Below are 24557 nucleotides of genomic sequence, written 5' to 3'. Positions count from 1 at the left end.
TTCCGCGGGCCTCGGATCGTGCGTCAGAAACACTCCGCCGGCGCGTTGCCGTTGGCGTCGGGCAGGTTGACCTTCAGGTTGAGCCCGTTGAGCGTGAAGGTGCCCGCCGTCGTGGAGACCGCGGTCTGCTTCAGGCCGGTGATGGTCACCTTCTTGGCCTCCTGGCCGAACCCGCCCGCCTCGCCGTGGGCGTTCTTGCCGCCCAGGCCCAGCGTGCTGGCGTCCTGTCCAATGTTGATGTCGGTGAACTTGGCGTCGCCGCTGAGCTCGTTGACACCGATCAGCAGGTCGGTCGCCGAAGCCGGCTTACCGGCCTCCCGGCCGGCCCGGATGGTGAGGACGACGGGCAGGCCCGGCGTCTTCACCGACTGGCACAGGTTCGTCAGCTCGGCGGCGGCGATGCCCGACACGGCAACCGGGATCTTGGTCCCGTCCTTCTTGGTATCGAAGCCGCCGTACTGCGCGAAGCCGGTGCCCTCGAGGCGGTCGGCGGAAATCTTGAACGACTGACCAGAGACGGTGAACGAGGCGGCGAACGCCCCGTTGGCCATCCCGAAGATCAAGGCGCCGGCAGCCGCGGTGGGCACCACTGCCGCTACGGCGAAACGGCGCCAATTGGTGCGACCGTAAGCCGGATCGCCCTGCGCATCCTTCACGGATCCTCCTCGTACACAAATGAAACGGCCCGGCCGCACCGCCATGCGGTCCGCATCGCGGTCGACTAGGTCGGTCCGGAAGTGGCACCCGTCAATGCGGCCGTCTGAACGTGGGGGGAATGTTGCCTCTACCGGGTGACACGAACAAGTGGCTCCGCTACCCGCCGGTAACGTGCCGGACATGAAAGTGATCACGCTCGGTGACGGTCGATCCGGCGCGCCGCCCGAGGATGGGGTGATACTGGACACATGGGTCGGCTAACTCACATGTGACCGTCACCACACGTACGCAAATATCAAAGGTTACGGATAGGTAACAACTTTCAGGAAGCTCTCAGTTCTGTGCACTATTCGTGCGTTGACCACTCGTTCAGATCGGTGAGATACGTGCCGAAGTACCTCACGTCGGGTCTGCACGGGTAGGAGGACGACGGCGGGTGAAAACAGACGAGCGGCAGCGGCTAGCGGCGTTGCACGAGTACCGCCTGCTCGACGCGCCCGCCGACGACGAGCTCGAGGCAGTCGTCCGGGTAGCCGCGATGGTCGCCGGCGTCCCCACGGCCACGCTGAACCTCATCGACGAGCACCGCCAGTGCCAGCTCACCACCACCGGGTTCGAAGGCGGCGACTCCGCGCGCGAAGACTCCATGTGCGCCATCCGGTTCCAGACCGGCGAGTTCACCTACCTGCCCGACGCCAGCGTCGACCCCACGTACGCCGCCAACCCGTGGGTCACCGGGATCCTCGCCGACGTCCGCTTCTACGCCTCCGCGCCGCTGGTCACCCCACAGGGGTACGCCCTGGGCAGCCTGTGCGTCTTCGACTCGCAGCCGCGCGACCTCAGCGATGAGCAGATCGCCCGGCTCAAGGACCTGTCCCAGGTCATTTTGGCGCTGTTCGAGCGCCGTCGGCAGGCCCGGGTCAACGCCCAGCTGCTCGCCGAGACGGAGGACCGCCGGCAGTTCACCAACGCGGTCCTGGACACCATCGACGTGGCGGTGGTGGCCGCCGACCCGGACGGGCACGTGACCGTGTTCAACCGGACCAGCCGGGAGTGGCACGGCGGCCTCGACGCCGACCCGTCGGTCGAACCCGACGGCGTCGCCGAGCGCTACCAGCTTTTCCACACCGACGGCGTCACCCCGCTCCGGCAGGACGAGATCCCGCTCTTCCGGGCACTGCGCGGTGGGGCGGTCAGTGGCGCCGAGATGGTCATCCGTACGCCCGGCAACGAGCCCCGCCACGTCGTCGCCGGGGGGCAGGCCCTGCGCTCCACCGCCGGCGCCTCGCTCGGGGCCGTCGTCGCCATGTCCGACGTGACAGCGGACCGCAAGCAGCGCCGGGCCCTCGAGCAGGCGCACACCGACCTCGCCATCACCATCGCCGAGCTGCAGCGTTCGAACACCGAGCTGGAGCAGTTCGCCGGGGTGGTCAGCCACGACCTCGCCGCCCCGCTCGCCGTCGTCAACGGCTATCTCGAGTTGATCGCCGACGAATACCGCGAGCAACTCGACGCCCAGGCCGACAAGTGGATCAACTCCGCGACCCGGGCGGTCGCGCGGATGCAGGAGCTCATCCGGTCGCTGCTGAGCTACGCCCGGGCCGGCAGCGAGCCGTGCCGTCGAGAAAAGGCGAACCTCGGCGAAGTGGCCGCGCACGCCCTGATGGATCTGCGGGACAGCGTCGCCTCGGCCGGTGCCGAGGTGGAGATCGCCGCCGACATGCCCTGGCTGGGTGTGGACCCGACCCTGGTGCGCCAACTCCTGCAGAACCTCATCGGCAACGCCGTCAAATACCGCCACCCGGACCGGCCGAGCCGGGTGACGGTGGCCGCGGAGTCGCGCGAGTACGACTGGGTGATCACCGTGACGGACAACGGGATCGGCATCGCCGATGCCGACCGGCTCCGGGTGTTCGAGATGTTCGCCCAGCTCGACACCGGCGGTCGCGCGGGTCACGGCGTGGGCCTCGCTACCTGTCAGCGGATCGTCGAACGCCACGGCGGCCACATCTGGGCGGATGCGGCACCCGATGGTGGCACAGTCATCGCCTTCACGTTGCCGGGTGCCTGAGGTGGGCTCCATGCGCCGGCGGGCCGGCGCCGCTTTCCTCACCCTCGTCACGCTGTTCGTCGCCGTCGTGGCTCTGCAGATCGTGGTCAACGACCGGCTCCGGGTGCAGCAGGCCGAGCGGAGCGTCCGCACCGAGCAGGCCCGCGACGCCAACACCGCCGTGCTGCAGCACATGACCGATGCCGAGACCGGAGTCCGCGGCTTCCAGCTGACCGGGGCCCGCAGCTTCCTGGAACCGTACGACCAGGGCCGGGCGTCGGCCTTCACCGCCCTCGACTTGGTTGCCGCCCGGATGAATGACCCCGAGGTGCAGCGCCTGCTCACCGAGGAACGGGCGGCCGTCTCGCAGTGGCTCTACGCGTTCGCCACGCCGATCGTCATCGCCGGCAAGGCAGATCCGGCGTACTCGCAGACGGCCCGCGGCAAAGAGCTGTTCGACGAGATCCGCCGGGCCAACGCCGCCGTCGATGGCGCCATTGTGCTCCGGATGCGGGAGAACGCCGACGCTGACCGCGACGAGTCCACCATCGTGCAGCTGATCTTCGCCGCGCTGGCCGTGTCGGTGCTGATCCTGGCGTTGGCGCTGGGCTTCTGGGGGCGCCGGCACCTGCTGGCGCCGATCGACCACATCCGGGCAACCCTGGATCGGCTGGCCGGCGGGGAGCGGTCCGCCCGGGCCACCCCGGCGGGACCGGCGGAAACCCGTGCCGCCATTGGCACCCTGAATCGGCTGGCCGCCGAGACCGAGCGGTTGCACGCGGCCGACGAGGCCCGGCTGCGCCGTACCGAACTGCGGCAGGTCGTCGGCGCGGAGCTGCGCGACAGCCGGGACGCCGCGCTCGGTGGCGAGCGGGTCGCGCGGCTCATCGTCGAGGCAGTCGGCGCGGACGCCGTCTATGGGCGCAGCAGCGTGCGATCCGCCGAAGTCGTGGACGTCTGTTGGCCGCCGGGCGCGCCAGCGCTGCCGGATTCGGCGATGGCAGACGTGCTGGCGGCCGAGCCCGGCACGGTCATGCCCGTCACGGAGATCGACGGAGCGCTGGCTGTGTCGTTCGGCGGCGATGAGGAACACCAGCCGGGCTACGTCTGCGTGGTCCACCGCGGCCGGACCGAATGGAGCGCCGAGGAGCGCCGGCTGCTCGCGGCGCTGGCCCGGGAGATCGATCATTCCGTACGCCAGCACCGGCTGCGGGACCGCCAAGCCCGACTCATCACCGAACTGCGCGTCCTCGACGAGCGCAAGGACACCTTCGTAGCCACGGTCACCCACGAGTTGCGGACGCCGTTGTCCAGCATCCTCGGCTACGCGGAGATGCTGACGGAGGGCGATGCCGGCGACCTCGCCCCGATGCAACAGCGCGGCCTCGCGGCGATCCTGCGCAACGCTCACCGGCTGCACGACACTGTGTCCGACCTGCTGGTGCTCGACCCGGCGCAGCGCGCGACCGCGGTGCACTCCGTACCCGTGGACCTGTCTGCCGTCGCCGCGACGCTCGCGGCGGAGCTTGCGCCGCAGGCCGGCGCCCGGGACATCGGCCTGACCGGGGAGACCGAGCCGGTCTGGGTGGAGGGTGACGCCCGCCGCCTGGAGCGCGCCCTGCGCTGCTTGCTCGACAACGCCATCAAATTCTCGGGTACGGGCGGACAGGTCGACTACCGCGTGCACGCCTCCGAGGGCCGGGCGGTCGTCGTGGTCACCGACGCCGGCATCGGTATTCCGGACGGCGATCTGCCCGGGCTGTTCACCCCGTTCCACCGGGCCGCCAACGCGATGGATCGCGCGGTGCAGGGTTCGGGTCTGGGCCTGGCTATCGCCCGCAGCATCGTCGCGGAGCACGGCGGCACGATCACCGTCGAGTCCAAGCTCGACCAGGGCAGCACGTTCACGATCACCCTGCCCCGGTGTTCGCCGCCGGAGTGACTTTCGCACTGGCAACCGGAATACTCCGACCTCGGCAACCGGGTGGCAACCGGGGGCGTCGACAGTAAGGTTTCCCCCGATCCGAGGAGACCCGCTCGATGCGAATGCGCCGTGCCACCGTTGCCGCCCTGCTCGCCACCGGGATCGCCGTTCCCGTCGTCACGACCGCCGCCGCAGCGTTCGCGCAGTCGCCGGGCTCCGTCGCCGCCTCGGCTTCGAAGGGTGGCGCGAAGCCGTCCGCCAGCGCTACGCCCAAGGCCACGAAGACTCCGGCGCCGAAGCCCACCAAGACCACGAAGCCGGCCAAGTCCGTGCGGTTCGAGGTGGCCGGCACCATCACCGCCATCGACGCCGAGACGGCTACCGTCACCGTGCAGTCCAAGGTCACCGTCAAGGTGGGCAAGAAGCGCACCACGAAGACGGTGGTGACCAAGTTCGTCGTCGCCAAGGAAGCCAAGGTCGTCGTGAACGGCGCCAAGGGCACCCTGGAGAATGTCGCCGTCGGCCACCGGATCGTCGCTTCCGGCACCCGCTCGGGTTCCGCTGCCACCGCGACCAAGATGGTGACCACGGGCAAGAAGGTGGTGGCTCCTAAGCCGACCCCCAAGCCCAGCGTGACTCCGACGCCCGCGCCGACCGACGAGCCGAGCGACGAACCGACCGATGAGCCGACCGATGAGCCGTGGGACGAGCCGACCGATGAGCCGACCGACGAGCCCGCCGACGGCATGGCCGTGACGCCGTCGCCGTCGCCCAGCGCCTAGCCTGAGCGGTAACCCCAGACCACACAGAACCGCGGCCGCCCGGATGACCGGGCGGCCGCGGTTCTGTGTGGCGGGCTCAGCCCTTGACGCTGCCCGCGAGCAGGCCGCGGACGAAGTAGCGCTGGAGCAGCAGGAAGATGACCACCGGGACCAGGATGGAGACGAAGGAGCCGGCGGTCAGCAGATGCCAGGCCGTGCCGCGGGTGCCGTTGAGGTTGGCCAGCGCCACGGTGACCGGGGCGATGGACGTGCCCCCGCCACCGAAAACCAGTGCTACCAGCAGATCGTTCCAGACCCAGAGGAACTGGAAGATGCCGAACGCGGCCAATGCGGGGCGCAGCAGTGGCAGCAGGACCCGGAAGAAGATCGACACGTGTCCGGCGCCGTCGATCCGGGCCGCTTCCAGCAGGGTCGCCGGCACCTCCCGCATGAAGTTGTGCAGCAGGTAGATGGCCAGCGGGAGGCCGAAGATGGAGTGCGAGAGCCAGATCGTCCAGAAGGTGTTCGACAGCCCCGCGTCCACATAGAGGGTGAGCAGCGGAATCAGCGTCACCTGCAACGGGACGATCTGGAGGGCGAAGATCACCAGGAACAGGACGTTGCGGCCGGGAAACTTGATCCAGGCGAAGGCGTACGCCGCGATCGTTGCCAGGGTGATCGGGATGACCACCGAGGGAATGGTGATCACCAGTGAGTTGATGAAGTACGCCCCCAGCCCCTCCACGCCCTCCGAGCCGAGCACCGCCCGGTAGTTGTCGAGGGTGACGCGCGGGTCGGAGAAGAACGTCCACCAGCCGGTTGTCTTGATGGCCCGCTCGGGACGGAAGGACGACACGAGCAGGCCGAAGGTGGGCAGGGTCCACAGCACCGCGATGACGATCGCCGCCAGGGACGCCCAGGGCCTACTGAGTGCGCGCTTGGCGACGGCGGCGGGGGAGGGCTGCTCCGCGGCTGTCGGCGCCGTGGTCGTGGGCGGGGTGGTCGTGGTCATAGCGCCTCCGAACGACGGAGCTGCCGGATGTTGTAGACGACGATCGGGATCACCAGCAGGAACAGCAGGACTGCCAGCGCGGCGCCGAGACCCTGGTTGTCGCTGCGGAAGCTCTGGCTGTAGAACTCGTTGGCGATGACGCTGGTGTTGTACTGGCCGCCGGTGGCGGTGCGGACGATGTCGAAGACCTTGAGCGTGCCGATGCCGATGGTGGTCAGCACCACGACCACCGCCGGCCGGATCGCCGGCAGCGTGACGAAGCGGAACATGCCCCAGGCGGTGACGCCGTCGAGCCGTGCGGCCTCCACGATGTCGTCCGGGATGGCCTTGATGGCCGCCGACAGGACCGTCATCGCGAAGCCGGCCTGGATCCAGATCATGATCACGATCAGCAGGAACGTGTTGAGCGGAGACTCGACGATCCACTGCTGCGGGGTGCCGCCGAGCCAGACGACGATCTGGTTGAGCAGGCCGATCTGCTGGACGTTGCCCTGGTCCGGCCGGTACTCGTAGACAAACTTCCAGATGATCGAGGCGCCGACGAAGGAGATCGCCATGGGCAGGAAGATCAGCGCCTTGGCGGCGGCCTCGAACCGGGACTTGTCCACCAGGATGGCGTAGAGCAGGCCGACCGCGGTGGCGACGAAGGGTGTCACGACCACCCACAGCACCGTGTTGCGCAGGACGGTGAGCTGCTCGCTGTCGGTGAAGATCTTCTGATAGTTGTCGAGGCCGATGAACGAGGATCCGGCCGCGTCGAAGAAGGACTGGAAGATGGTGCGTACGCCCGGGTACAGCAGGCCGACCAGCAGCATCAGCAGGGTCGGGGTGAGGTAGGCGTACGCGACCCAGCGGTCGGCGCGGCGGCCGCGGAACAGGGTGGCGAGGAAGAGCATGATGCCCACGACCGCCGCGAACAGCAGGATCGCGAGGAGCATCAGCCCGATCTTGGCAGTGTTGGTCTCGGCGGTGAGCACGCGACGAGCACCTCCTTGGGGGCGGCGGGGCCGGTCACCCTGCGGCGACCGGCCCCGGAAGTGGCGTCAGCTCACTGAGGCCAGGCGTTCTCGATGTTGTCCACCGTGGTCTTGGTGTCCTGACCGGTGATCCAGTTCGTCGACTGCTTCCAGAAGGCGTTGGAGCCGATCGCGGCCGGCATCTGGTCCGAGCCGTCGAACCGGAAGACGGTCTTCGGGTCCTTGAGGATGGTCGCGGCGAGCTTGTCGATCGGGTTGCTCAGGTTGTTCGGGTCGATGCCCTTGTTGGCGCTGACCCAGCCCTGCGACACCTTCGCCTTGTTGTTGGCCCAGGTGTCGGTGGACAGGTAGAGCTGGAACGCCTTGACCTCGGGCCGGTCGGCGAAGGCCAGGTTGAACTCGCCGCCGCCGAGCACCGGCTTGGTGGTGGCGTCCTTGCCGGGCAGGTAGAACGCGAAGACGTCGCCGTCCTCGGCCACCTTGGTCTCCTTGTCGAAGTTCGCGGCGTAGAAACTCGCCTGGCGGTGCAGCGAGCAGGTGGCGCCGTCCACGATCGGCAGGCCGGCGTCCTGGAAGGTGACGGTCGCGATGCTCTTGACGTCGCCGAGGCCGCCGTTGACGTACTTGTCGTTCTTCAGGTAAGCGCCGACCGCATCCAGAGCGGCGGTGGACTCGGGGCCGTTGAACGGGATCTCGTGGTTGACCCACTTGTCGTAGGTCTCCGGCCCGGACAGCCGGAGCATCATGTCCTCCATCCAGTCGGTGACCGGCCAGCCCGTGGCCTCACCGCTGGAGATGCCGGCACACCACGGCTTACGGCCGTTGTCCGCGGCGATCTTGTCGGACAGCTCCTTGAGCTGGTCCAGCGTCGTCGGGATCTGGTAGCCCTTCTCCTGGAACTCGCTGGGCGAGTACCACACGAGGGACTTCACGCTGGCTCCGGACGGCGCGGCGTAGAACTTGCCGTCGACCGTGGCGTAGCCCTTCCACTCCTTGCCCCAGAACTTGTCGACGTTGGCGGCGACCTCTGCCGGCGCCTCGACCGCCTTGCCAGTGGCGACGAGCTGCTTGAGCAGGCCGGGCTGCGGAACGATGGCGATGTCCGCCGGGTTGCCGGCCTTGGCCTGGACCAGCACCTGCGTCTCGAAGGACTTGTCGCCCTGATAGACCACGTCGACGCCGGTGCAGTCCTCGAACGGCTTGTACGAGTCGGTGTACGCCTTGTCCTCCGGCGTCACGATGCTCGCGAAGACCGTGACCTTCTTGCCCTTCAGATCGCCGTACGAGCTGAACTGGGTGCAGTCGATGGTCTGCTTCGCGACGTTCTCGTCGGTGGAGTCGCCGCTGCTACTGCAGGCGGCCATGCCGAGCACCAGACCGGCGCCCAGGGTGCCGGCCAGCGCACCGCGAAGGCGCTGACTCCTGGTTTGACCGAACATGCCTCTCCTTCAGCCACATCACGCCGCGGCGTGACCATAACCGTCACGGATTTCGGTTCCCCCGGCTGTCAGTCAAGAGTGGGCAGCGGCTCTGCGCAATGACTCGGATCGATCAAGCAAGTAACGATTCGGCACCGACGCCTTCGGATGTCGGCATTCGCGTACGCATGTGAAATGCAAGATCCCTGATCAAGGGCAACTTATCAAAGAAGATCTTCGATGACGAAGATTGCGGTGCTCGCAAGATTTTTCTCGACTGATCGGGCGACGGCGTTTTTCGCGACGGTGGTGTAGAGCGGGCGAAACCGGTTAAACCAAAGACGCGCATGCAGAGCGGCCCCCGTCCGAGCGGACGGGGGCCGTGTGCTGAGAGCGGGGGCTACTGCCGTGGAGTGCGGTCCCGATAGGTCCAACTCGCGTCGCCCAGCGCGGAGCGACGCTGCTGCCGCGGCACGGGGCCCGTGTTGGTCGGGCCGGCGTGCGACCCGGAGTCTGCTGAGCCCGGCTGCCCCGGTCCCGCATTCGGCGACACAGGCGCCGGTCCACCGCCGAACACCGGGTGCGGCGCAGGGAGGGGAGCTGCCGCGGTGCGGCGCGGGGCATCCAGGAGTGCCGCAGCTTCGGGGCCCTCTTCGCGCTGTGGGGACATCAGTGCGGCAAACACGCCCAGGACGCCGATGAGAGCCGTGAGGCCGACCGGGATGAGCAGCGCTGTGCCGGTCGTCCCGGGCGGGGAGCCGTCGGGTGCCCCGGCCCGCACCGACATCGCTGCCATGCCGGTGTAGTGCATGCCGTTGACCGCGAGCCCCATGATCAGCGCTGCGCCGAAGACCGCGGCCGATGCGCGTACGGTGGCAGCCAGCCACAGGGCGGCGGTGGCCGCCAGAACGGCGATGGCGATGGAGGCGATGACCGGCAGGGTGGCGTAGTTGATCTCGCCATTCAGGTTCACGCCCGCCATGCTCAGGTAGTGCATGCCGACGGCGCCGAGCCCGGCCAGCACGCCGCCCAGGAGAATGCGGCTGGATCGCGCCCGTTCGCCGCGGAAAACGACCAGTATCCCGGCACCCACCGCCACCACGGCCACGGCGGCGCTGGCGACGGTCAGTGAGAGGTCATAGCGGATCGGTGTGCCCGGCACCGTGAAGCCGAGCAGGGCGACGAAGTGCATGGTCCAGATGCCGGTAGCGCCGAGAGCGAACGCGGACAGCGACAGCCACCAGGCGCGGCCGCCGGTGGTCGTCGCGGCACGCAGCCGCCGCGCGCACGACAGGCCGAGCAGTGCGCCGAGCACCGACAGCAGATAGCTGGCGGTCGGCGTCAGCCAACCGTGCTCGAAGTGGTGGATCTCCATGTCCGTCTCCTGAACAATCGCGCGGTACCGCAGCATCCTGCCTGTTGACCTAGCGGTACGTCGAAGCGGGGGAGGCGGAAGGCGGCGAGAACCGGCCGTTGGGACGACTGACCGCCGGCCGTCCGGGTGATCGTGACGGTGGGTCACCCGCGATGCACACTCTCCGTCATGATAGACACTCAGTGTCACAACTGACGTATGGTGTTGCGATGACGCCTGTCGACTATCGCGTGCAGACCACCCTCATCACCGGCGCCAGCTCGGGAATCGGCGCCGAGTTCGCCCGGCGGCTCGCCGCTCGTGGCTCGGATCTGGTTCTCGTCGCGCGCCGCGAAGACCGGCTGCGCGAGCTGGCGACAAAGCTCACCGACACACACGGCGTCTCGGTGGCCGTCATTGCGCAGGACCTGAGTCTCCCGGATGCCGGACCCACGCTCGCCGCAGCAACGGCGGCACGCGGACTGGCGGTGACCGGAGTGATCAACAACGCGGGCTTCGGCTGTTACGGACCGTTCCACACGGAGGATCCGGCCCGACTGGCGAGCATGATCAACGTCAACCTGGCCGCGCTGGTGGGGATCAGTCGAGCGTTCATCGCGCCGCTGCGCGCCGCGGGCACCGGAGTTCTCGTCAACGTCGCTAGCGTTGCCGGTTACCTGCCCCTACCGTCCATGGCCGTCTACGCCGCCGCCAAGGCCTTCGTCCTGCACTTCACTGAGGCGCTGTGGCAGGAGTCGCGCGGCACCGGGCTGCGCGTGCTCGCGCTGTCACCGGGGGCGACCAGCACGGAGTTCTTCGACGTCGTCGGGACCGACGCGGCCGACGGCGGCCAGCCCCGGCAGACGCCGGCCGAGGTGGTCGCCCGCGCGCTGCGTACCCTCGACCGCCGCAACCCGCCGCCGAGCGTGATTTCGGGTCGGCGCAACCGGCTCACCGTGGCGGCGAGCCGTCGGGCACCACGGCGCGTGGTTCTGGCTGTCGGAGCAGCGATTGCGGCCCGTAACGCCTGACCTGCCCGGTGGCGCCGCGTGACGCGGGGACGGCTCGCAACGCGTGACGTGAGCCCTCGGTGACGGCCCGGCAGCGGCTCGTCCACGGAGCGGGACGGCATCCGCCCGAGGCGGTGATACGACCGGCTTCCGGTAACCTTGTGCCCCAGACCGAGGGGCGCTGCGACGGGGACCACCCCGCCACGCTCGGACTGGATACACCGACCAAGGGCGCCTCCGAGATTTCCGCGGAGGTGGTCAGCATGAACGCAACAATGCCGAACCGGGACGCGACGGCGACGCTGCGCGAACTCATGGCGCAGCGGGTGCTGGTGCTCGACGGCGCGTGGGGCACGATGCTGCAAGGCGCGAAACTCACGCCCGCCGACTACCGCGGCGAGCTGATCACCGACGGCCACCCCAAGGACGTCACCGGCGATCCGGACCTGCTCAACCTCACCCGCCCCGACGTCATCCTCGACGTCCACCGGCAGTACCTCGCCGCCGGCGCCGACATCACGACGACGAACACGTTCACCGCGACGGGCATCGCTCAAGCCGACTACGGCCTCGAGTCGCTGGTGCGGGACATGAACGTCCGCGGCGCCCAGCTCGCCCGGCAGGCCGCCGACGAGGCCGGCGGCAAGTTCGTCGCTGGGTCCGTCGGCCCCCTCAACGTGACCCTCTCGCTCTCCCCGCGGGTCGAGGACCCCTCCTTCCGTACGGTCACCTTCGACCAGGTCAAAGCCACCTATGCGGAGCAGATCTCCGCGCTGGCCGAGGGCGGCGTGGACCTGCTGCTGGTCGAGACGATCTTCGACACCCTCAACGCCAAGGCCGCCATCGCCGCCGCCCGTGAGGTGGCACCCCAGCTGCCGCTCTGGATTTCGGTGACCATCGTCGACCTGTCCGGCCGCACCCTGTCCGGGCAGACCGTGGAGGCGTTCTGGCGCTCGATCGAACGGGCTGAGCCTCTGGTGGTCGGCGTCAACTGCTCGCTGGGCGCGGCCGAGATGCGCCCGCACGTCGCCGAGCTGTCCCGGATCGCCGGCGCGCATGTGGCCTGTCACCCCAACGCCGGTCTGCCGAACGCTTTCGGCGGATACGACGAAACGCCGGCCGAGACTGCCGGGCTGGTCGGCGAGTTCGCCGCCGCCGGCATGGTCAACGTTGTCGGTGGCTGCTGCGGCACCTCACCAGCGCACATCGCGGCGATCGCCGACGCCGTCCGGGGCAGCGCGCCCCGGCCGGTCGCCGAGCCGCCGCGTACCACCCGGTTCAGTGGTCTCGAGCCGTTCGCGATCGGGCCGGACACCGGATTCGTGATGATCGGTGAGCGCACCAATGTCACGGGCTCGGCCAAGTTCCGCCGGCTCATCGAGGCGGACGACCACCAGGCCGCCGTCGACGTCGCCCTCGAGCAGGTCCGCGGCGGCGCCAACCTGCTCGACGTGAACATGGATGCCGACCTGCTCGACAGCGAGCAGGCGATGACCACCTTCCTCAACCTGATCGCGACCGAGCCCGAGGTGGCCCGGATCCCGGTCATGATCGACAGCTCGAAGTGGACCGTGCTCGAGGCCGGCCTCAAGTGCGTGCAGGGCAAGGGCGTAGTCAACTCGATCAGCCTCAAGGAGGGCGAGGAACCGTTCCTCGCGCAGGCCCGCAAGATCAAGGACTACGGCGCCGGCGTGGTCGTCATGGCCTTCGACGAGCAGGGCCAGGCCGACACCACCGAGCGCAAGGTCGACATCTGCGCGCGGGCGTACGACCTGCTGGTCACCGCGGCCGGGTTCGCACCCGAGGACATCATCTTCGACCCCAACGTGCTGGCCGTGGCGACCGGCATCGCCGAGCACAACGGCTACGCCAAGGCGTTCATCGATGCTTTGCCGCAGATCAAACAGCGCTGCCCGGGCGCGCGCACCAGCGGCGGCATCTCCAACCTGTCCTTCGCGTTCCGCGGTAACGACGTCGTCCGGGAGGCCATGCACTCGGCGTTCCTGCTGCACGCCGTCCGCGCCGGGCTGGACATGGGCATCGTCAACGCCGGCCAGCTCGCTGTCTACGCCGACATTCCGGCCGACCTGCTCGAGCTGGTCGAGGACGTCATCTTCGATCGCCGCGAGGACGCCACCGACCGGCTGGTCACCTTCGCCTCCACGGTCACCGGTTCGGGCACCAAGCGCACCGTCGACCTTTCCTGGCGTGAGGGCCCGGTCGGCGAGCGGCTGTCGTACGCGCTGATCCACGGCATCGTCGACTTCGTCGAGGAGGACACCGAAGAGGCCCGGCAGCTGCTCGACCGGCCCCTCGACGTCATCGAGGGCCCGCTGATGGACGGCATGAAGGTCGTGGGCGACCTGTTCGGCTCCGGCAAGATGTTCCTGCCCCAGGTGGTCAAGAGCGCCCGGGTGATGAAGCGCTCGGTCGCCTACCTGGAACCCTTCATGGACAAGGAGAAGGCGGGCGGCCGTGGCCAGGGCAAGGTCGTGCTCGCCACGGTGAAGGGCGACGTGCACGACATCGGCAAGAACATCGTGGGCGTGGTGCTCGGCTGCAACAACTATGAGGTCGTGGACCTCGGGGTGATGGTGCCGGCCGCGAAGATTTTGGACACCGCGGTCGCCGAGGGCGCCGACGCGATCGGCCTGTCCGGCCTGATCACCCCGTCGCTGGACGAGATGGTCGCGGTCGGCGCCGAGATGCAGCGCCGCGGCATCAGCCTGCCGCTGCTCATCGGCGGTGCTACCACGTCGCGGCAGCACACGGCCGTGCGGATCGCCCCGGCGTACGAGGGGACGACCGTGCACGTGCTCGACGCTTCCCGGGTTGTCGGCGTGGTGTCCGACCTGCTCGACCCGGGTCGTGCGCGGACACTGGACACGAACAACCGGGCCGAGCAGGAGCGGCTGCGCGAGCAGCACGCCAATCGGCACGCCCAGCCGTTGCTCACCGTCGCGCAGGCCCGCGCCAACCGGGAGATCGTCGACTTCACCGACCTGCCGACGCCCACGTTCATCGGCGTCCGGACGGTCGAGCCGGAGATCGCCACGCTGCGGGAGATGATCGACTGGCAGTTCCTCTTCCTCGCCTGGGAGCTCAAGGGCAAGTACCCGGCGATCCTGGAGCAGCCGGTCGCCCGCGAGCTCTTCGACGACGCGAACACCCTGCTGGACAAGATCATCGCCGACAACGCGTTCCAGGCCCGCGGCACCTACGGCTTCTGGCCCGCCCACGCCGACGGCGACGACATCGTGCTGGCCGGCGGCGTCCGGTTCCCGATGCTGCGCCAGCAGACCGCCAAGCCGGAAGGCCGCGCCAACCGCTGCCTCGCCGACTACATCTCGCCTGCACTTCCCCGCGGCGGAAAACAGCAGGAAACCCCGGAAAAGGGCGACCACCTCGGCGGCTTCGCCGTCGCCATCCACGGCGCCGAGGAGCTGGCCGCCCAGTACGAGGCGGAACACGACGACTACCGCGCGATCATGGTCAAGGCCCTCGCCGACCGGCTCGCCGAGGCCTTCGCGGAGCATGTGCACCTGCAGGCCCGCCGCGACTGGTTCGAGCCGGACGCCCAGCCGGAGCTCGCGGACCTGCACGCCGAGCGCTTCCGGGGCATCCGGCCGGCGCTCGGCTACCCGGCCAGCCCCGACCACAGCGAAAAGGAAGACCTCTTCGCGCTGCTCGGCGCGCAGGAGCTGGGCATCGGCCTGACCGAGTCGTACGCGATGACCCCGGCGGCGGCGGTCAGCGGCCTGATCTTCGCCCACCCCCAGTCGCGCTACTTCACCGTGGGTCGGCTCGCGAAGGACCAGATCGAGGATTACGCCGCCCGCCGTGGGCTGGGTGTCGACGAGATCGAGCGCTGGCTGCGCCCCAACCTCGCCTACGAGATCTAGCGGATGGCGGAGCGCACGGTCGACGTGCTGGTCGTGCGCTGGTACGAACGCCGCCGGGACTCGCCGCCGATCGTGCCACGCTGGCTGGCGGCGGCACGGGAGCACCTGCCGGCGGCGATGCCTACGCGTTTCGGCAGTTCCGAGCCGTTGCGTGGCCGGTTCGACCGAGTGGGCGAGGCGGGGCTGCTGCAGGCGTACGCCAAGGCGGACTCACTGTTGGCGATGGACGGCGAGCCGCCGATCCACCACGCCACCTTTGCTGCCGCTGCGTCCTCGCCGTGCGGGCCGATCGACGTGCACTCGCTGCATGCGGAGGTCGGGGTGGACGACGAGCGGGTGCGCCGGTTCGCGCTCGCCCTGACCCACCCCGGCACGGTGTACGTCTCCGCGTCGATCGCCGGGGCCATGATTCTCGACGGGCGGGAGTTGGTGGGGCCGCCGGAGCGCCGGGAGGAGCCGTACCTCGCGCCGTTCGGGGACTGGCTGGGATTGCCGCCGCAGCCGCCGGCCTGGTGCTTCTTCGGCCCGGCGTACGCGAGCCGGGTCCGGCGGCGGATCGACGGGCAGGCGGTCGCGGGCGGGTTGCTCTCCACGGGCGGGCCGTGGGTCGACGAGCGGCTGCAAGCGCGGTTGGCTGAGCCGGAGTGGTGGCGCAGGAACGCGCGGCGGATGCCTCGGGGTCTGCGGCGCTCGGGGCTGCGCTGGCTGCTCGACAACCGCCGGACCAGGGTTCGGTGAACCGGGAAGGCCTCGGCATCCGTATCAGCGGGCATGAGGGTCCTGCTGGTGGCGCACGACGAGTCCTTGGCCGAACCGCTGGTGGGCGGCCTGTCCCGGTACGGCATCATGGCCGAGCACGTCACGACCGGCGCTGCCGCGCTGGCCGCCGCGCCCGCCGATCTGGTGCTGTTGGACGCCGGGTTGCCCGACCTGGATGGTGCCGCGATGCGCCGTCGGTGGGGGCGTGCCGGGGAGGCGCCGCTGATCATGCTGACCGCGCCGGGTGACGACGCGGAGCAGATTCTCGGCATGGCGCTGGGCTCCGGCGACTGCCTGCCGAAGCCGGTCGATGTCCAGCAGTTGGCGGACCGGGTCAAGGCGGCGAGTCGACCCGTACGCGTGTTCGGTCCGCTCGCGATCGACTCCCGGAACCGCCAGGTCCGCATTCATAAGATCCCGGTCTCGCTGAGTCCGAAGGAGTACGAGCTGCTCTCCGTGCTGGCCCGGACTCCCGGTGCGGTGCTGGCTCGGCGCCGGATTCTGGAGGCGGTGTGGGGGCCGGACTTTGCCGGTCCCAGCCGGACGCTGGACTTCCATGTGGCCAGCTTGCGCCGCAAGTTGGGCGATCCGGGCTGGATCGAGAACCGGCGTGGGGTGGGGTTCCGGTTGGCGGTGCCCGCCTGATCCCCGGCCTACTTTCGTAGCCCGAGGAGAAAGTTCGTTCGGCACGGAAAGAAGTTTCTCGATATCGAGGGTTTTCTTTGCCTGCCGGACTGCGTAGCGTCGCTTGACGTAACGCAGGAGACACTTCGTGTTATCTCGGGGTGGTCTCCGTCCTTTCTTGGAGGGATGCCGCATGCGTACCGGAGTCTGGCTCATCGGCGCTCGTGGCTCCGTTGCCGTCACTGCCCTCACCGGAGCCCTCGCCCTCCGCGCCGGGCTCGTCGCACCCACCGGCTGCGTCACCGAGCTGCCGGAGCTGCGCGGCGCCGACCTGCCCGGCTGGGCGGATCTCGAGTTCGGCGGGCACGACGTGGTCGCCCTGCCGGTGGTGAAGAAGGCCGAGTCCCTGGCCGACGCCGGTGTCCTGCCGGGCCGGCTGGTTGCCGCGCTCACCGACGATCTCGCCCGCGTCGAGCAGGAGCTGCGTCCGCTGCCGAGCGCCGACACCCAGGCGCAGACGGCCGCGGCGATCACCGCGGACCTGCGCGACTTCCAGCAGCGGCACGCCCTCGACCGGGTCGTGGTCGTGGACGTCGCCACCACGGAACCCGCCCCGGAACCGCATGCCGCGCACTGGTCACTCGCCGCCCTGCGGACTGCGCTTCGCGGTGCGCAGCCGGTGCTGCCCGCGAGTGCGCTCGCCGCGTACGCCGCCTTCGAGGCCGGGTGCGCCTTCGTGGACTTCACGCCCTCGACCGGGGCCCGGCTGCCCGCGCTCGCCGAGCTGGCGGCTGAGGCCGGCCTGCCGTACGCCGGCAACGACGGCAAGACCGGCGAGACTCTGGTCAAGTCGGTGCTGGCGCCCATGTTCGCCCTGCGCCATTTGCAGGTCACCAGCTGGTCCGGGCTGAACCTGCTGGGCGGCGGTGACGGTGCCAACCTCGCCGACCCGGCCGCCAACGCCGCCAAGGTCGCCAGCAAGCAACGGGTGCTCGGCGACGCGCTCGGCTACACGCCGGAGGGCACCAGCCGCATCGAGCACGTCGCCGAGATCGGTGACTTCAAGACCGCCTGGGACCTGATCACCTTCGCCGGCTTCCTCGGCACCGGCATGCGCATGGAGTTCACCTGGCACGGCTGCGACTCCGCGCTGGCCGCGCCGCTGGTCCTGGACCTCGCCCGGTTGACCGCCGCCGCGCACCGGGCCGGGCGGCACGGGCCGCTGACCGAGCTGGGCTTCTTCTTCAAAGATCCGCTGGGCGACGGTCCGGCCGGGCTCACCGCGCAATGGGACACCCTCGTATCGTTCAGCGCGAGCCTGGGACGGACGCGATGAAGGCGCCGTTGCGTACCCTCGCCGAGCTGGTTCGGGCACCCGCTGCGCTGTCGGTGCCGGGTGACGTCATCGCCGGCGCCGCCGCCGCGGGAACGCTCGGGCGGCGCAGCGCCGGCCTCGCCGCCGCGTCGGTCTGCCTTTACTGGGCCGGGATGGCCGCCAATGACTGGGCCGACAAGGACCTTGACGCCGTCGAACGTCCGGAGCGCCCGATCCCGTCCGGCCGGGTGTCGCCGCCCGTCGCGCTCGGCGTCGCCGGGTGGCTCACCGCCGCCGGGCTGGTCCTCGCGGGCCGGGCCGGGGGGCCTCGGGCGCTCGCCGTCGCGGTTCCGCTGGCAGCCGCGGTGTGGACCTACGACCTGCAGCTCAAGAACACCGCGGCCGGACCGCTCGGCATGGCCGCCTGCCGCGCGCTCGACGTGCTGCTGGGCGCCAGCGCCGGCGATCCCGTACGGGCACTGCCCGCGGCCGCCACCATCGCCGCGCACACCTTCGCGCTGACCGTCACCTCCCGGCACGAGGTCGCCGGCTGCCCCAACGCCTGGCAGCCCGCCCTGGCGCTCGCCACGACCACGGCGGTCACCGGCACCACCAGCCTCAGCGGGGGACCCGTCGCCGCTGTGCTCGCCGGTCGATACGCGGCCACCTACGGGCGGGCTCAGTCCGTCCTGCTGCGCGATGCCCGGCCGTCTCGCGTGCGTGCCGCCGTCGGGGCCGGCATCACCGCCCTGCCCACGCTGCAGGGCGCGCTTACCGCTCGGGCCGGAAACCCGCTCGTCGGACTGGTCGTCGCGGCTGCCGCGCCGCTCGGCCGGTTGCTCGCCCGCCGGGTGTCACCCACATGACCAGCCTGCGGTACGGCTACGGCACCAACGGTTTCGCCCACCACCGCCTCACCGAGGCGATCCGGGTCCTCGCCGACCTCGGCTACCACGGCGTCGCGCTCACCCTCGACCACGATCATCTCGACCCGTTCGCCCCCGGCCTGGCGCGCCGGGTCGCCGCCGTCGCCGACCAGGTGCGCGACCGCCACCTCGCGCTGGTCGTCGAAACCGGCGCCCGCTATCTGCTCGACCCGTGGCGCAAGCACGCGCCCACCCTGCTGCACGACGACCGCAAGCTGCGGCTCGACTTCCTGCGCCGGTCCCTCGCCGTCGCCGCCGACCTGGGCGCCGAAGCGTTGTCCTGCTGGTCCGGGGTCCGGCCCGCCGAGGTGGACCCCCGCACGGCCTGGTCTCGGCTGGTTGACGGGTGTGCCGAAATCACCAGCGCCGCCGCGACACTCGGCGTGCCGATCGGCTTCGAGCCCGAACCGGGCATGCTCGTCGAGGACCTGGCCGGGTGGCACCGGCTACGCGCCGCCCTGGGCGCTCCGGCTCACTTCGGGCTCACGCTCGACATCGGGCACTGCCGGTGCACCGAGACCGCGACCGTGCCGGATTGCGTGGCGGCGGCCGCGCCGTACCTGGTCAACGTGCAGATAGACGACATGCGTCGGGGCGTGCACGAGCATCTGGAGTTCGGCACCGGGGAGATCGATTTTCCGCCCGTGCTGCGGGCTTTGCGGGACGGCGGGTACCGCGGCCTGGTCGCCGTCGAGCTGCCCCGGCACTCACACGCTGCGCCTGCGGTCGCGCGGGACTCGCTCGCCTTCCTGCGCGCCGCCGAGCGGGAGGGCACCTCGTGAACGTCGACGAGTTGCGCGCGGTCGTGGCCGCCGTACCCGGAAAAGCCTGGCTGGATGACGCCGAGACCCGCGTGCGCGCCGACCCGGACTGCGCCGGGCCGCTGTTCGCCCGGGCCGGCCGCAAGCTCGGGCGGGCGCCGCTGCCGGACCGGCCGGGGTGGACCGCCGGGCAGGCCGGCCGGGTGCTGCTCCTGATCGCGCTGCACGACCCGGCCCGCATCGGTGACCTGTACTGGCATGGCGACCCCGCCGAACGGCTCGCGGTGCTGCACGCCCTGCCGCTGCTCGACATCGGCGCCGCCGGGGTGCCGTGGGCCGAGGACGCGTTGCGCACCAACGACCCGCGGCTGGTGCTGGCCGCCCTCGGGCCGTACGCGGCGCAGCTCGACGCCGCGACCTGGCGCCAGGGGGTCGTGAAGTGCGTCTTCATGGGCGTCCCGCTCAGCGGCGTCGACCGCCTCGAGGACCGGACCGACGCCGCCCTCACCGCCATGCTCACCGCCCTCGCGCGTGAGCGGGCCGCCGCTGGACGGCGCATGCCGGCCGACGCACTCGCGCTGCTCAACCGGCACCTGCTGCGCAAGGAGGACTGATGCGCGTCTTCGACCCGCACATCCACATGACCTCACGAACCACCGACGACTACCGGCGGATGGCGGAACACGGCGTGCAGGCAGTGGTCGAGCCCGCGTTCTGGCTCGGGCAGCCGCGCACCAACCCGGGGTCGTTCGCCGACTACTTCGACTCGTTGCTGGGCTGGGAGCCGTACCGGGCCGCGCAGTTCGGCATCCGGCACCACGCCACCCTCGCCCTCAACCCGAAAGAGGCCAACGACCCGCGCTGCAAGGGCGTGCTCGACCTGCTGCCGCGCTACCTGGACAAGGACGGCGTGGTCGCGGTCGGGGAGATCGGGTACGACGCCATGACCCCCGCCGAGGACGAGGCGTTCGCCGCCCAGCTCGAGCTCGCCCTGCGTTACGAACTGCCCGCCCTCGTGCACACCCCGCACCGGGACAAGCTGGCCGGCACCCGACGCAGCCTGGACGTGGTCGCCGCGTCGGGCCTCGACCCCGGCCTGGTCGCCGTCGACCACCTCAACGAGGTCACCGTCGCCGCCGTGCGCGACTCGGGCTGCTGGCTCGGCTTCTCGATCTACCCCGAGACCAAGATGTCGCCGCCGCGAATGGTGGAGATCCTCCGCGAGTACGGCACCGAGCGGGTCCTCATCAACTCGGCCGCCGACTGGGGCCACTCCGACCCGCTGCTCACCGTCGCCACCGGTCGGGCCATGCTGGCGGCCGGATTCACCGCCGACGACGTGGACCGCGTGCTGTGGCGCAACCCCGCCGAGTTCTACGGGCAGTCCGGCCGGCTCGACCTCACCCCACCCGACGGCACCGGCGCGTACGCGGGCAGCTCCATCGCGCGGGGCGGCAGCTGATGCGCCTCCGACACCGCGACGGTACGACGGTGCACCTGTCGTACTGCACCAACGTGCACGCTGCCGAGCGCCTGGACGGGATCCTCGAGCAGCTCGACACGTACGCCGTACCGATCCGGGAGCGCCTCGACGCCGACGTGCTGGGGCTGGGGCTCTGGCTTGCCGCACCGGTGGCTGCCGGGCTCGCCGGCGATCAGGCTGACCTGCGGCGGCTGCGTCAGGAGCTGGACGCGCGGGGACTGGAAGTGGTGACACTCAACGGGTTTCCGTACGAGGCGTTTCAGCAGCCGGTGGTCAAGCACGCCGTGTACCAGCCCGACTGGGCGGCGCCGCGGCGACTCGCGTACACGATGGATCTGGCCCGGGTGTTGATCGGGCTCCTGCCCGACGACGCGGTGCGCGGTTCGATCTCCACTTTGCCACTGGCCTGGCGGTCGCCGTGGGACGACGAACGGGCGAGCGCGTGCCGCCGCGCCCTCGACGAGCTCGCCCGCGGACTGCACGACCTGCCCCGACCCGTCCGGGTGGCGTTCGAGCCCGAACCGGGGTGCATCATCGAGAACACCACCGAGGCGGTCGCGCTGCTCGGCGACGTCGATACCTCGGTGCTCGGCATCTGCCTCGACCTCGCCCACCTGGCCTGCGCGTGGGAAGACCCGGGGGACGCCCTGAAACGGCTGCGCGCGGCGAACCTGCCGGTGGTGAAGACCCAGATCTCGGCGGCGCTAGCCAGTGCCGATCCGCGCCGGGACGCGGAAGTGCTCGACGCGTACGTGGAACCGCGCTTCCTGCACCAGACCCGGGGACCGGTGTGGCTGTCCACCGACGACCTGGACCAGGCCCTCGCCACCCCCGGCGGTGACGCCCAGCCGTGGCGGGTGCACTACCACGTGCCCCTGCACCAGGCACCGGTCCCGCCGCTGGCCGCCACCACCGACGTGCTGGATGACGCGCTGCGGGAACTGATCGGCGACCAGGCGGCGGACTGCGATCACTTCGACGTCGAGACGTACACCTGGCAGGTGCTGCCGCCGCAGTCCCGCCCGGCCGGACCGGCCGACCTGGCAGCCGGGATCGCCGCGGAGTTGGCCTTCGCCCGGGACCGGCTGCGGGCAATCCCCGGGATGTCGTCGTGACGCCGGTCGTGGTGCTCGACGTGGTCGGGCTGACGCCCCGACTGCTGCGGCACATGCCCCGGCTTTCTCGGCTCGCCGAGCACGGCTTCCAGGCCACACTCGGCACTGTGTTGCCCGCTGTGACCTGCACGGTGCAGTCGACGTTCCTCACCGGAACCCTGCCGAGCGAGCACGGGATCGTCGGCAACGGCTGGTACTTCCGCGACCTCGGCGAGGTGCTGCTCTGGCGCCAACACAACGCTTTGGTGCACGGCGAGAAGGTGTGGGATGCCGCGCGAAAGTGCGCCCCCGGCTACACCGTCGCCAACATCTGCTGGTGGTACGCGATGGGCGCGCAGGTGGACTGGACGGTGACACCGCGGCCGATCTACCGCGCAGACGGGCGCAAAGAGCCGGACTGCTACACCTACCCGCCGAGCCTGCACGACGAGCTCAGCACCTTTCCCCTCTTCAGCTACTGGGGGGCCAACGCTGGCCTTGCTTCGTCGGCCTGGATCTGCCGGACCGCCGAACAGATCATGGCCGCCCACCACCCCGACCTCACCCTGGTCTACGTGCCCCACCTCGACTACGACCTGCAACGGTACGGCCCCTCGTCGCCGCGCGCCGCCACAGCCGCCGCCGAGCTGGACGCCACCCTCGGCCCGCTGCTCGACGCCGCGGCCGCCCGGGGTGCCACCGTGGTCGTTCTCTCCGAATACGGCATCACCGACGTCTCCCGCCCCGCGGACATCAACCGACTGTTGCGCCGCGAGGGCCTGCTGCACGTGCACACCCAGGCGGGAATGGAATACCTCGACCCGTGGACGTCCCGCGCCTTCGCGGTGGCCGACCACCAGATCGCCCACGTCTACGTCGCGGCGCCGGACGACGTCCCCGCAGTCGCGAAACTGTGCGCCGCCCTGCCCGGAGTTGCCGACGTCCTGGACCGTCCCGCGCAGGCCGCGGCCGGCCTCCACCACGAACGCTCCGGCGAACTGGTGCTGGTTGCCGCACCAGACGCCTGGTTCACGTACTACTACTGGCTCGACGATGCGGCGGCGCCGGACTTCGCGCGGCTCGTCGACATCCACCGCAAACCCGGTTACGACCCCGCCGAGCTGTTCTTCGACCCGGCCGGACCGAACGCCGCCAAGGGCCGCGCCGCGCTGGCCCTGCTGCGGAAGAAGGTCGGCCTGCGGTACACCATGGACGTGGTCGGCCTGGACGCCGGCGCCCGCGCGGTCCGCGGCTCGCACGGGCGGCTGCCCACCGACCCTGCCGACGGCCCGGTGCTGCTCTGCTCCGACCCGGAAGCCGCCCGCCCGGTCGTCGCCGCCACCGACGTGAAGGGACTTCTCCTCGAACTCGCGGGGCTGACCCCGTGACCGTCGAAACGGCCGCCGCCACCGATGCGGCCGGGCTGGCCCGCCGCCACCGGCGCTCGGGACGGCATCGAGGACCTGATTCGTCGCCGCGCTTGCCACGGCCACCGCCGCCCTCGACTGGGCGCCGCTCACCCCCGAGGCGCGGACCGCGCTGGCTGCCCTGGCCGCGTCTGTCGTGGCGCGGCGTCGCTGATCTTTCACCGTACGGCGGGTCTCGATGCGTGCGACCGGTGTGGGTGGCATCATCGCGCCATGCGTGAAGTGGTGGACGGCGTCTTCGAGCTCGGTATCGGCTATGTCCACGTGCACCTCGTCATCACCGACAGTGGCGTGGTGCTCGTCGACACCGGACTGCCCGGCAAGTCGGCGCGGATCGGCAAAGCCCTGCACGGCCTGCGCCGCAAGATCGGCGACGTCACCACCGTGCTGCTCACCCACCACCACGCCGACCACACCGGCGGCCTCGCCGAAATCCGCCGCCGCTCGGGCGCCCGCGTGGTGGCCCACCGCGACGACGTCCCTTACGTGGCCGGCGCGAAGCAGCACGTCGTCGACCACCCGATCGTCAAAATCGTCGGCCGGATCATGGGCACGCCCGAACCGGCGACGGTCGACGACGTCGTGCATGAGGACGGCACGAGCGTTCTGCCCGGCTTCACCGCCCTGCACACGCCGGGACACACCCCCGGCCATCTGTCCTACCTGCTCGACCGCGACGGCGGGATCCTCTTCGCCGGCGATGCGGCAGCCGGCAAGCGCGGTGGCCGGATCGGCAGCACCCCGAAGATGGTGTCGGACGACCTCGACCAGCAGCGCCGCAGCGTGGAGAAGCTCGCCGGCCTCGACTTCGACCACGCCGTCTTCGGCCACGGCCCGGCCCTGACCGGACGCGCGGTCGATGCCTTTCGCGCGTACGCGATGACGGACGCCCGTTGACTGATGGGGTGACGGCCACCCCCGTGTCCCGGTGCTAGCTCGCGACGACGCTGTCACGGTGAGCCGGGGTCGCCGAAGAGGTCGCCACCCGCGCCGTCGCCCACAGTACGGCCGACGCCCGCCGCCTCTTCGAGCTGGGCGTGCGCATTCGCGCCCACCGCGCGGCCGCCCCGGAACTCCAAGGCCCGCAGATCTGATCTCCACAT

Annotated in this window: 21 protein-coding genes and 1 riboswitch; of the genes, 15 read left to right on the top strand and 6 right to left on the bottom strand. The window is 70.4% G+C overall.

The window, feature by feature from the left end; genetic code table 11:
- Nucleotides 1–23 precede the first annotated feature (23 nt).
- Nucleotides 24–656, bottom strand: a complete 633-nt coding sequence (locus ACIA1L_RS16550) for a DUF6230 family protein (RefSeq protein WP_396073554.1) — start codon at nucleotides 654–656, stop codon at nucleotides 24–26.
- Nucleotides 657–1093: 437 nt separating this feature from the next.
- Between ACIA1L_RS16550 and ACIA1L_RS16545 the strand changes: the two genes are divergently transcribed.
- From ACIA1L_RS16545 to ACIA1L_RS16535, 3 genes are all read left to right on the top strand, one after another.
- Nucleotides 1094–2728: an ATP-binding protein gene (locus ACIA1L_RS16545; RefSeq protein WP_396073553.1), complete on the top strand. Its 1635-nt coding sequence runs from the start codon at nucleotides 1094–1096 to the stop codon at nucleotides 2726–2728.
- Between the two features lie 10 nt (nucleotides 2729–2738).
- Nucleotides 2739–4649 carry an ATP-binding protein gene (locus ACIA1L_RS16540; RefSeq protein WP_396073552.1) on the top strand — a complete coding sequence of 637 codons (1911 nt, stop codon included), beginning with the start codon at nucleotides 2739–2741 and terminating at the stop codon, nucleotides 4647–4649.
- A gap of 98 nt (nucleotides 4650–4747) precedes the next feature.
- Nucleotides 4748–5413 carry a hypothetical protein gene (locus ACIA1L_RS16535; protein ID WP_396073551.1) on the top strand — a complete coding sequence of 222 codons (666 nt, stop codon included), beginning with the start codon at nucleotides 4748–4750 and terminating at the stop codon, nucleotides 5411–5413.
- 76 nt (nucleotides 5414–5489) lie between these two features.
- Here ACIA1L_RS16535 and ACIA1L_RS16530 read toward each other — a convergent pair whose 3' ends face one another.
- The 4 genes from ACIA1L_RS16530 to ACIA1L_RS16515 all read right to left on the bottom strand — a co-directional run bounded on the left by ACIA1L_RS16530 (nucleotide 5490) and on the right by ACIA1L_RS16515 (nucleotide 10174).
- Nucleotides 5490–6404, bottom strand: a complete 915-nt coding sequence (locus ACIA1L_RS16530) for a carbohydrate ABC transporter permease (RefSeq protein WP_396073550.1) — start codon at nucleotides 6402–6404, stop codon at nucleotides 5490–5492.
- Nucleotides 6401–7342: a carbohydrate ABC transporter permease gene (locus tag ACIA1L_RS16525; protein WP_396073627.1), complete on the bottom strand. Its 942-nt coding sequence runs from the start codon at nucleotides 7340–7342 to the stop codon at nucleotides 6401–6403. The genes ACIA1L_RS16530 and ACIA1L_RS16525 overlap by 4 nt, the downstream gene beginning before the upstream one ends.
- 110 nt (nucleotides 7343–7452) lie before the next feature.
- Nucleotides 7453–8820 (bottom strand): ABC transporter substrate-binding protein, encoded by a 1368-nt coding sequence (locus tag ACIA1L_RS16520; RefSeq protein ID WP_396073549.1) that lies wholly within the window; start codon nucleotides 8818–8820, stop codon nucleotides 7453–7455.
- A 379-nt stretch (nucleotides 8821–9199) separates the two neighbouring features.
- Complete coding sequence (locus tag ACIA1L_RS16515) at nucleotides 9200–10174, bottom strand: MHYT domain-containing protein (RefSeq protein WP_396073548.1); 975 nt, start codon at nucleotides 10172–10174, stop codon at nucleotides 9200–9202.
- A 209-nt stretch (nucleotides 10175–10383) separates the two neighbouring features.
- On the opposite strand from ACIA1L_RS16515, the gene ACIA1L_RS16510 reads away from it, so the two are divergent.
- From ACIA1L_RS16510 to ACIA1L_RS16455, 12 genes are all read left to right on the top strand, one after another.
- Complete coding sequence (locus ACIA1L_RS16510) at nucleotides 10384–11184, top strand: SDR family NAD(P)-dependent oxidoreductase (RefSeq protein ID WP_396073547.1); 801 nt, start codon at nucleotides 10384–10386, stop codon at nucleotides 11182–11184.
- Nucleotides 11185–11330: 146 nt separating this feature from the next.
- Nucleotides 11331–11407, top strand: a riboswitch (S-adenosyl-L-homocysteine riboswitch).
- Nucleotides 11408–11426: 19 nt separating this feature from the next.
- Nucleotides 11427–15065, top strand: a complete 3639-nt coding sequence (metH, locus tag ACIA1L_RS16505; RefSeq protein ID WP_396073546.1) for a methionine synthase — start codon at nucleotides 11427–11429, stop codon at nucleotides 15063–15065.
- 3 nt (nucleotides 15066–15068) lie between these two features.
- On the top strand, nucleotides 15069–15803 hold the full coding sequence (locus tag ACIA1L_RS16500; protein ID WP_396073545.1) for a hypothetical protein: 735 nt from the start codon (nucleotides 15069–15071) through the stop codon (nucleotides 15801–15803).
- A gap of 33 nt (nucleotides 15804–15836) precedes the next feature.
- Nucleotides 15837–16469, top strand: coding sequence for a response regulator transcription factor (locus tag ACIA1L_RS16495; protein WP_396073544.1), 633 nt, complete (start codon nucleotides 15837–15839; stop codon nucleotides 16467–16469).
- Between the two features lie 172 nt (nucleotides 16470–16641).
- A complete protein-coding gene (locus tag ACIA1L_RS16490) occupies nucleotides 16642–17784 on the top strand; it encodes an inositol-3-phosphate synthase (protein ID WP_396073543.1) in 1143 nt (380 codons plus the stop codon).
- Nucleotides 17781–18629 (top strand): SCO3242 family prenyltransferase, encoded by an 849-nt coding sequence (locus tag ACIA1L_RS16485; RefSeq protein WP_396073542.1) that lies wholly within the window; start codon nucleotides 17781–17783, stop codon nucleotides 18627–18629. The genes ACIA1L_RS16490 and ACIA1L_RS16485 overlap by 4 nt, the downstream gene beginning before the upstream one ends.
- Nucleotides 18626–19471: a sugar phosphate isomerase/epimerase family protein gene (locus ACIA1L_RS16480; RefSeq protein WP_396073541.1), complete on the top strand. Its 846-nt coding sequence runs from the start codon at nucleotides 18626–18628 to the stop codon at nucleotides 19469–19471. Before ACIA1L_RS16485 ends, ACIA1L_RS16480 begins: the two co-directional genes overlap by 4 nt.
- The gene (locus ACIA1L_RS16475; RefSeq protein ID WP_396073540.1) at nucleotides 19468–20064 is read left to right on the top strand and encodes an EboA domain-containing protein; all 597 of its coding nucleotides are present in this window, start codon (nucleotides 19468–19470) and stop codon (nucleotides 20062–20064) included. Before ACIA1L_RS16480 ends, ACIA1L_RS16475 begins: the two co-directional genes overlap by 4 nt.
- Nucleotides 20064–20912, top strand: a complete 849-nt coding sequence (locus tag ACIA1L_RS16470; RefSeq protein WP_396073539.1) for a TatD family hydrolase — start codon at nucleotides 20064–20066, stop codon at nucleotides 20910–20912. Before ACIA1L_RS16475 ends, ACIA1L_RS16470 begins: the two co-directional genes overlap by 1 nt.
- Nucleotides 20912–22048: a metabolite traffic protein EboE gene (gene eboE / locus ACIA1L_RS16465; RefSeq protein ID WP_396073538.1), complete on the top strand. Its 1137-nt coding sequence runs from the start codon at nucleotides 20912–20914 to the stop codon at nucleotides 22046–22048. The genes ACIA1L_RS16470 and eboE overlap by 1 nt, the downstream gene beginning before the upstream one ends.
- Complete coding sequence (locus tag ACIA1L_RS16460) at nucleotides 22045–23415, top strand: nucleotide pyrophosphatase/phosphodiesterase family protein (RefSeq protein ID WP_396073537.1); 1371 nt, start codon at nucleotides 22045–22047, stop codon at nucleotides 23413–23415. Before eboE ends, ACIA1L_RS16460 begins: the two co-directional genes overlap by 4 nt.
- Before the next feature lie 252 nt (nucleotides 23416–23667).
- Entirely contained in the window at nucleotides 23668–24351 is a 684-nt protein-coding gene (locus ACIA1L_RS16455; RefSeq protein WP_396073536.1) for an MBL fold metallo-hydrolase, read from the top strand.
- A 53-nt stretch (nucleotides 24352–24404) separates the two neighbouring features.
- On the opposite strand, the gene ACIA1L_RS16450 is transcribed toward ACIA1L_RS16455, so the two are convergent.
- Nucleotides 24405–24557 carry a hypothetical protein gene (locus tag ACIA1L_RS16450; RefSeq protein WP_396073535.1) on the bottom strand — a complete coding sequence of 51 codons (153 nt, stop codon included), beginning with the start codon at nucleotides 24555–24557 and terminating at the stop codon, nucleotides 24405–24407.

This window comes from Actinoplanes sp. NPDC051859 (assembly GCF_044452725.1).
Taxonomy (GTDB): Bacteria; Actinomycetota; Actinomycetes; order Mycobacteriales; family Micromonosporaceae; genus Actinoplanes.
The sequence above is the reverse complement of the archived record's forward strand: the minus strand, read 5'-3'. Positions and strand labels throughout refer to the sequence as shown.